The sequence below is a fragment of the Candidatus Frankia nodulisporulans genome (assembly GCF_902806475.1).
In the GTDB taxonomy this organism is placed as follows: Bacteria; Actinomycetota; Actinomycetes; order Frankiales; family Frankiaceae; genus Frankia; species Frankia umida.
On record NZ_CADCWS010000186.1, the window covers coordinates 1 to 8,545 of the forward strand.

Annotated in this window: 5 protein-coding genes; all 5 read right to left on the reverse strand. The window is 72.3% G+C overall.

Features of this window, described 5'->3' with window-relative positions; genetic code table 11:
* A partial coding sequence (gene mnmA, locus G6R24_RS15385; protein ID WP_163549941.1) for a tRNA 2-thiouridine(34) synthase MnmA occupies nucleotides 1-1,025 on the reverse strand: 1,025 nt, incomplete at its 3' end.
* 85 nt (nucleotides 1,026-1,110) lie between these two features.
* A complete protein-coding gene (locus tag G6R24_RS15390) occupies nucleotides 1,111-2,316 on the reverse strand; it encodes a cysteine desulfurase family protein (RefSeq protein ID WP_163549942.1) in 1,206 nt (401 codons plus the stop codon).
* Nucleotides 2,317-2,363: 47 nt separating this feature from the next.
* Nucleotides 2,364-3,890, reverse strand: a complete 1,527-nt coding sequence (gene mftF / locus G6R24_RS15395) for a mycofactocin biosynthesis glycosyltransferase MftF (RefSeq protein WP_225438575.1) — start codon at nucleotides 3,888-3,890, stop codon at nucleotides 2,364-2,366.
* Between the two features lie 52 nt (nucleotides 3,891-3,942).
* Complete coding sequence (locus G6R24_RS15400; protein WP_163549944.1) at nucleotides 3,943-4,449, reverse strand: MarR family winged helix-turn-helix transcriptional regulator; 507 nt, start codon at nucleotides 4,447-4,449, stop codon at nucleotides 3,943-3,945.
* Between the two features lie 169 nt (nucleotides 4,450-4,618).
* Nucleotides 4,619-8,116 carry a fused isobutyryl-CoA mutase/GTPase IcmF gene (gene icmF, locus G6R24_RS15405; protein WP_225438576.1) on the reverse strand — a complete coding sequence of 1,166 codons (3,498 nt, stop codon included), beginning with the start codon at nucleotides 8,114-8,116 and terminating at the stop codon, nucleotides 4,619-4,621.
* Nucleotides 8,117-8,545: the final 429 nt, after the last annotated feature.

Sequence of the window (8,545 nt, forward strand, 5' to 3'; positions counted from 1 at the left end):
AGGACACGGTCGCCGTCGTACAGGATGACGGCCTGGCCAGGGGCGGTTCCCCGGACAGGGGCGCCCAGCGTCACGATGAGCGCGTCGCCGCGGCCCTCCGCCTCGGCGGGGACGACCCCGCCATGCGCCCGGACCTGGGCCTGGCAGGTGAGGACTCCCTCGTGCGGCCAGGCGGCGCGATCGGCGACGAGCTGGTGGACGTCGAGGGCCTCGGCCGGGCCGACGGTGACGGTGCTGGTCGCCGGGGAGATGTCGAGGACGTAGCGGGGTCGGCCGTCCGGTGCGGGCTGGCCCAGACGCAGGCCGCGGCGCTGGCCGACGGTGAAGGCGAAGGTCCCGTCGTGGGCGCCGAGGGTGGCGCCGGTCTCGGCGTCACGGATGGGTCCGGGGCGCGAGCCGAGCCGGTCGCGCAGCCATCCGCCGGTGTCACCGTCGGCGATGAAGCAGATGTCATGGCTGTCGGGCTTGTCGGCGACGGCGAGTCCACGGGCGGCCGCCTCGACGCGGACCTGCGCCTTGGTCGAGTCACCCAGCGGGAAGCGGGCGGCGGCGAGCTGCGCGGGTCGTAGTGTCCCGAGCACGTAGGACTGGTCCTTGCCGGGGTCGACCGAGCGACGCAGTGTGCCGTCGGCGTCGAGGCGGGCGTGGTGACCGGTGACGACCGCGTCGAAACCGAGGGCCAGGGCGCGGTCGAGCACGGCGGCGAACTTGATCCGCTCGTTGCAGCGCACGCAGGGGTTCGGGGTGCGTCCGGCCGCGTAGGAGGCGACGAACTCGTCGATGACGTCGGTCTCGAACCGCTCGGCGAGGTCCCACACGTAGAACGGGATGCCCAGCACGTCGGCCGCCCGACGGGCGTCGCGGGCGTCCTCGAGGGTGCAGCAGCCGGTCGCCCCCGTCCGGTCGGACGCCGGCGACCGTGACAGCGCCAGATGTACACCCGTGACCTCGTGGCCCGCGTCGGCGGCGCGGGCGGCCGCGACCGCGGAGTCCACCCCACCGGACATCGCCGCAAGTACCCGCATCCCAGACACCGCCTCTCCCGTTGCGTCCTGCTGTCCGTCCGATCCGTTCCCGGCCGACCAGCTCACGTCCGTGCGTCCGAAATCGTCAGACGCCGGATGTTCCGGCCAACGCCGCCCGGCCGGCCCGTTCGGCCGCCGGGCCGATCGCCTCGACGAGCGCGTCGATATCGGCGGCCCGCGAGGTGTGGCCGAGGGTGAACCGCAGCGAACCCCGGGCGTGATGGTCGCTGGCGCCCATCGCCAACAACACGTGCGAGGGCCGCGCCACTCCCGCCGAGCACGCCGAACCGGTGGAGCATTCGATGCCGCGGGCGTCGAGCAGCATCAGCAGCGAGTCTCCCTCGCAGCCGGGGAAGCTCAGATGGGCGTTGCCGGGCAGCCGCCGCAGCGGGTCGACCCCGCCGGGACGATCCAGCGGCGGGCCGTTGAGGACGGCCGTCGGCACCTGCTCGCGGACCCGGCGCACCAGATCGTCGCGCAGCGCCGCGAGCCTCCCGGCCTCGACCGGCGACTGCGCGCACGCCACACCCGCCGCCGCCGCGAACGCCGCGACTCCCGCGGTGTTCAACGTCCCGGACCGGATGTCGCGTTCCTGACCGCCGCCGTGCGTGTGCGGCTCGAGCAGGAGTCCGCGCCGCACGACCAGCGCGCCCACCCCGACCGGACCGCCGATCTTGTGCGCCGAGACGGTGATCGCGTCGGGACCGTCCTCGCCGACGGCGACCGGGATCTGCCCGAAGGCCTGCACCGCGTCGGTGTGGAACGGCACCCCGTAACGGTGCGCGACGGCGGCGAGCCGGGCGACCGGCTGGACCGTCCCGACCTCGCTGTTCGCCCACATCACCGACACGACGGCGACACCGGCGGGGTCCCGCCCGATCGCGGCCTCCAGGGTGCTCGGATGCACCAGGCCGACCTCGTCGACGTCGAGCAGTTCCACCTGGGCGCCCTGGGTGGCGCCGAGCCAGTCGACGGTGTCCAGGACCGCCCGGTGCTCCACCGCGCTGACCAGGATGCGCCGCCGCGCCGGATCCGCCGCGCGGCGCGCCCAGTACAGGCCCTTGAGCGCCAGGTTGTCGCCTTCCGTGCCGCCGGCGGTGAACACCACGTCGGACGGCCGGGCACCGAGTTCGGCGGCCAGCGCCTCCCGCGATTCCTCGACGACCCGGCGCGCGCGGCGGCCGCTGGCATGCAACGACGAGGCATTGCCGGTGTCAGCGAGCACCGCGGTGTACACGGCGAGCGCTTCCGGCCGCATCGGCGTCGTCGCCGCATGGTCGAGGTAGGTCACAGAGAAACAGGGTAGTCGGGCCGAACTGTTCCACGTGGATCTGTCGATCACACCGTGGCCCGACCCGACCGACGTGACCCGTGCGCCCAGGACGACCGCCGCGCCCGGGACGACCGCCACCAGCCGGGCATCGACGGACGAACCGGCAGCAACGGCGCGGCGCTGCGCTGCGTCAGGCAGCCGGCCCACACCCCGACGCAGTAGGCGCCGTCGTCGGCCAGCCGCAGCAGCACGTAGGGAACCAGCCCGACCGCGGGCCGCCGCTCCCACCAGTCCCCCACCAACGGCAGCGCCACCGCGACGAGCACCACGCCGGACGCCCGCCGCACCCGGGCGCCACCGGTTCCGGGCAGTGCGACACCGGTCAGGGCGGCGCCGGCCAGCACCGGGAGCCAGGTCCGTCGCGTGGTCTCGGCGGCGAACACGAGCGCGCGGCGGCGTTGCCGCCCGGTCAGCGTCAGCACGGCGCCGACCCTCCGGTCCACCCGCGCCAGCCGACGCGAGAGCCGCAGCGCCGTGCGGGCCACGGCCACCAGGACGACGGGCCCGGCCAGGCCCACCCCGATCCGGCCGCGCTGCGCCGCGAGCAGGCCGGTGAGCAGCATGGTCGCCGCGGCCGCGCCGGAGGGACGCAGCAGCCCCGGATGGCGCCGAGCCAGCGACGCCGCGGACGAGCCGTAGTCGTAGCGCTGCCGCGCCCACCCGGACCAGGACGCGCGCGGCTGGTGACAGACGACGGCGCTCGGCTCGTACCGCAGCGCCTGCCCGGCCCCGAGCAGCCGCCAGACCAGGTCGACGTCCTCGCCGTAGCGCAGCGACGGGTCGAAGTCGACCTGCTCCCGGCGGATGAGCAGCGCCGCGGTCGGCACATAGGACACCCGGGAACCCGGCTGGACCGGCGCCGGGCGGGAGCCGAGATCGAGCGGCGAGTGATCGGCCTCGTACCGTTCCCGCAGGCTCGCCGGACGCCCGGCCGCGACCGGGGAGGCGACCCGCGGCGCGGCCGCGACGACCTGGGCGTCGACTAGGTGCGCCACGAGCCGGTCCAGCCAGTCGGGGGTGGGTTCGACGTCGACGTCGCAGAAGGCGACCAGGTCGGTTCGGGCCGCCCGGGTACCCGTGGTCCGCGCGGCGGCGGGCCCCCGCGCGTGGTCGTGGCGCAGGACCCGCGCACCGGCCGCGGTGGCCTCGGCGGCGGTGGCGTCCCGGGAGTCGTCGTCGACGACGACGACCTCCGCGCAGTGGACGCGCAGCGTGCGCACGAGCGGACCGATCCGCCCGGCGCCGTCGCGCACCGGCACGACAGCGGTGATCCGTTCCCGGCTCGAGCCCCGCGCCGGTGCGACCGGTGCCAGGGGATGGAACAGGCCGGCCTCGACCAGCCGACGGGCGAGCTGCCCCGCCCCGGGCCCCGCCGCCCCGACGGTCGCACCGTCACGTAGGGCGAGGAAGGCCCGCCGTCCGCCGGCGGACAACGTGAACAGGCGCAGCGGCGACCCGCCCAGCAGGACCAACCCGCCATCCCCGCCCCCAGCACCCCCGGCGCCGGTGTCGGTCGCGGGAGTCAGCTCCATCAGGTCCGGATCGGCCCGGACCCGCATGAACGCGGGTAACGGCCGCGGCGGTTCAGAAGTCGCCGGCGGCACGGCGCAGGTCGGTGAGCAGGGAGTTCAGGGTGCGGATTCCGCCGTCGCCGAGGCCTGGGTCCGCGAAGACGGTGTCGTTGAGCTTCTCGGTCGCCGCCAGCGCCGTGGCCCGCCCCTCCTCGGTGATCTCGGCCAGGATCGCCCGCCGGTCGGTCGGATGGGGGTTGCGCCGCACCTGCCCGCGCGCCTCCAACCGGTCGACGGCGCTGGTGACGCTGGTCGGATGGACCTGAAGCCGGCTCCCGATCTTGTTCAGGGGCAGCGAGCCGCGCCGGGAGAACAACAACAGCATCAGCAGCTCGTAGCGGGCGAAGGTCAGATCCAGGGGGCGCAGGACCTCGTCGACCCGGGCCAGCACGATCTGCTGCGCCCGCATCAGGGAGGTCACCGCAGCCATGCCATCCGCGACCTCGCCCCATCCGTGGGCGACCCAGTGCCGCTGGGCCTCCGCGATCGGATCAGTGGGCAGCGGTTTGGGGGTGGCCACGGCTTCGGTCGCTCCTGCGTGTGGGGGGACGTCTCCCGCCCGACCGCCGGTCGGGGACCGTCACGGCCGACGGTCAGCGTCCATTGCACCCCAGGACGGACGTGTAGGCAAAGATTCAGCCGTGTCCGAGCATTGCGCGTCGCACCCCTGAAGCGCTCGGTGACTAAATTCATATATTTCTGCGATATTGACCACCAGCCTCGAAGAACGCTTCGGTGATCTGACCGAGCGAGCACACCCGTATCGTGTTCATCAGCGCGGCGAAGACATTTCCGCCACCCGCGGCGGCGGCCCGCAGTTCGGCCAGGGCCGGCAGGGAGGCGGCCGCGTGGCGCTGCTGGAAGGCGGTCAGCCGGCCGAGCTGGGAGCGCTTCTCCTGTTCGGTGGCACGGGCGAGTTCCAACGGACGTCCACCCGCCGCATCATCACCCTCGGCGCCGCCGGCACCAGCATCCCCGCCTGCCCCGTCCGGGTCGTCACCACCGTTGCCACCGGCGGCGCGGGTGGGAGCCTGAAAGGTGTTGACCCCGACGATGGGCAGCGTGCCGTCGTGCTTGCGCCGCTCATAGAGCATCGACTCATCCTGGATCCGGCCGCGCTGGTAACCGGTTTCCATCGCCCCGAGCACCCCACCGCGGTCGCTGATCCGTTCGAACTCGGCGAGGACCGCCTCCTCCACGAGATCGGTGAGTTCCTCCACCGCGAACGAGCCCTGCAGCGGATTCTCGTTGGCCGACAGGCCCCATTCCTGATTTATGATCATCTGGATGGCCAGGGCCCGGCGCACCGAGCTCGGGGTGGGTGTGGTCACCGCCTCGTCGTAGGCGTTGGTGTGCAGGCTGTTGCAGTTGTCGTAGAGCGCGCACAACGCCTGCAGCGTGGTCCGGATGTCGTTGAAGTCCATCTCCTGCGCGTGCAGCGAACGCCCCGAGGTCTGGACGTGGTACTTCAACATCTGGGATCGTTCGCTGGCCCCGTACCGTTCGCGCAGCGCGATCGCCCACAGGCGGCGGGCCACCCGTCCGATCACGGTGTACTCCGCGTCCATTCCGTTGGAAAAGAAGAACGACAGGTTCGGGGCGAACTCGTCGATGCCCATACCCCGGGCGAGATAGGCCTCGACATAGGTGAATCCGTTTGCCAACGTGAACGCGAGCTGGGTGATGGGGTTGGCTCCGGCCTCCGCGATGTGATAGCCGGAGATGGAGACCGAGTAGAAGTTGCGCACCTCGTGGGCGATGAACCACTCCTGCACGTCCGCCATCGCCCGCAGGGCGAAGTCGGTCGAGAAGATGCAGGTGTTCTGGCCCTGATCCTCCTTGAGGATGTCGGCCTGCACCGTGCCACGCACGGTGGTCAGGGCCCGGGCGGTGATCTGCTCCCGCTCGGCGGCGGACGGTTCGCGTCCATGCGTGCGGGTGAACCCGTCCCGTTGCTGGTCGATCGCGGTGGTGAGGAACATGGCGAGGATCGTCGGCGCCGGACCATTGATCGTCATGGACACGCTCGTCGACGGATCACACAGGTCGAAGCCGTCGAACAGGCCCTTCATGTCGTCCAGCGTGGCGACCGACACCCCCGAGGTGCCGATCTTGCCGTAGATGTCCGGTCGGGCCGCGGGGTCCCGCCCGTACAGCGTGACCGAGTCGAACGCGGTGGACAGCCGGGTGGCCGGTGATCCGGCGGACAGCAGGTGGAACCGGCGGTTGGTCCGCGCCGGATCACCCTCCCCGGCGAACATCCGCGCCGGGGCCTCACCGACCCGGCGCAGCGGATAGCACCCGGCCGTGTAGGGAAACGCCCCCGGCAGGTTCTCCCGGCGCAGAAAACGCAGCAGCCGGGCGTCATCGTCGATGTCGGGCACCGCCACCCGTGGAATCCGGCTACCGGCCAACGTGGTCCGCCACAACGGTGTCGGGATGTCCCGTCCGCGCACCTGGTAGACGAGTTCGTCCGCCTTTCGCGCCGCCACCGTCCGCGGCCACTGGACGAGCAGGTCCCGGGCCCACGGCGCCAGCTCCGAGTCGGCCCGTTCACGCAGCTGCCCCACCAGGTCCGCCGCCGCCGCCGAAACCACCAGCTCACCCGTGGCCGTCCGCTCGGTCATGGTCATGGGGGTGAGCGTCGGTGTGGCCGCGGCGGGCTCGCGCAGGGCGTCCTCGGCGGTGGCCAGATGTTGGCGGCGCCGGGCCAGCTGGGCATTGCGCTGTGTCTGCGCATGATAGTCCCGGACCGTCTCGGCGATCTCCGCCAGATAGCGGGCCCGGCTGGCGGGAATGAGGGTGCGCAATCCCTGGGACGCGCGGTTCTCGACGCGGTCCAGCGCGCCCGGTTCGGTGGCCAGGCCCCGCTCCCGCAACAGCACGACCAGATGCTGGTAAAGGGCCGTCACACCGTCGTCGTGGAAACGCGCGGCGGAGGTCCCGAAGACCGGCATGTCCTCCCAGCTCTGGTCGAACACCTCCCGATTGCGCAGCAGCTGCCGGGCGACGTCGCGGCGCGCGTCCTGCGCCCCCCGGCGCTCGAACTTGTTCACCGCGACCACGTCCGCCACATCCAGCATCTCGATCTTTTCCAGCTGGGACGGCGCGCCGTACTCCGGAGTCATCACGTACAGCGAGACATCGCTGTGTTCGGCGACGGCCGCATCCCCCTGGCCGATCCCCGGAGTCTCGAGGATCACCAGGTCGTAGCCGGCCGCCCGGCAGGCGACGATGCTGTCGCGTACCGGCACGGGCACCTCGCTGCCAGCCCCGCGGGTCGCCAGCGACCGAAAGAACACCGGCTCGTCGCCCATGAGCGAGTTCATCCGGATGCGGTCACCGAGCAGCGCGCCGCCGCCGCGGCGCCGGGACGGATCGATCGCGAGTACCGCGATCCGCAGCCGACCGCCCTGGTCCAGCTGGAACCGTCGGAGCAGTTCATCGGTGAGCGAGGACTTCCCCGACCCCCCGGTACCGGTGATCCCCAGTACCGGCATCGGCGGACGGCGCAGGGCCTGCGCCCGCAGCGCCGTGGCGAGCTCGCCCGCCTCGCCGTCCGCCGCCTGTCGCCGCGACATGAGCACGGTGATCGCCCGCGCCAACGCGTACTGCCCGCCGCCCACGACCTCCTCGAGCCTCGGCCCCCGCGCCGCCAGGTCCACATCACACACCCGGATGATGCTGTTGATCATCGCGGCCAGCCCCATGGCCTGACCATCCGCCGGGGAGAAGATGCGCGTGACGCCACGCGACTGAAGCAGCTCGATCTCGGCCGGCACGATCACCCCACCGCCACCGCCGAACACCCGGACATCACCAGCGCCGCACTCCCGCAGACGCTGAACCAGATAGCTGAAGTACTCGACGTGTCCGCCCTGATAGGACGACACCGCCACCCCCTGCACGTCCTCCTGGACGGCGGCGGTCACCACATCCTCCACACTGCGGTCATGCCCGAGGTGCACGACCTCGGCGCCCTGGGCCTGCAGCAGCCGACGCATGATGTTGATCGCCGCATCATGTCCGTCGAACAGTGCCGCCGCCGTCACGATCCGCACCGGATGGACCGGCACATGCAGGCCCGTCCGCGCCGCCGCGGGTCGCCCGGCCACCGCTGGGCCGGACGCGCTCACCGCCGCGGGCACAGTGCTCTGCTCGACCGATGGCATCTGGACCGATGGCATCGCGGCACCTCCCGGTCAGCCCGGGCAGGACCCCCCGGCCCGCACCCACTGATGTTCCGTCCCCCGACAGTAGGACGTCCATCTAGCTGGGGCCACTTGATCTCGACAGGACCCAGGTCCGACGGCTCTGGTGCCCGCGCTCACGCCCGCGAAGCCTCACCAGTCGTCGATCACCGCCGTTCCGTGATCACCGCTGTTCCCTGGCCCGCGGGGCACCGTGGTCTGCAGGCTGCGCTGGCCATCGCGCCGCCAGCTGCGCGCCATGTCCGGCGGTATGTGGCTTGGGCTGGGATGCCGCGTGCCCGGGCGGCCTGAAACAGCGACGAAGATCCGCGCCTGCCGAGGGTTGTTCGAGGATCTCGCTGTTCCAGCCGGAACGCTCCTCGGCACCAGGCCGAATACCCCTCGGCGTGCGGGTGGCGCCATCGC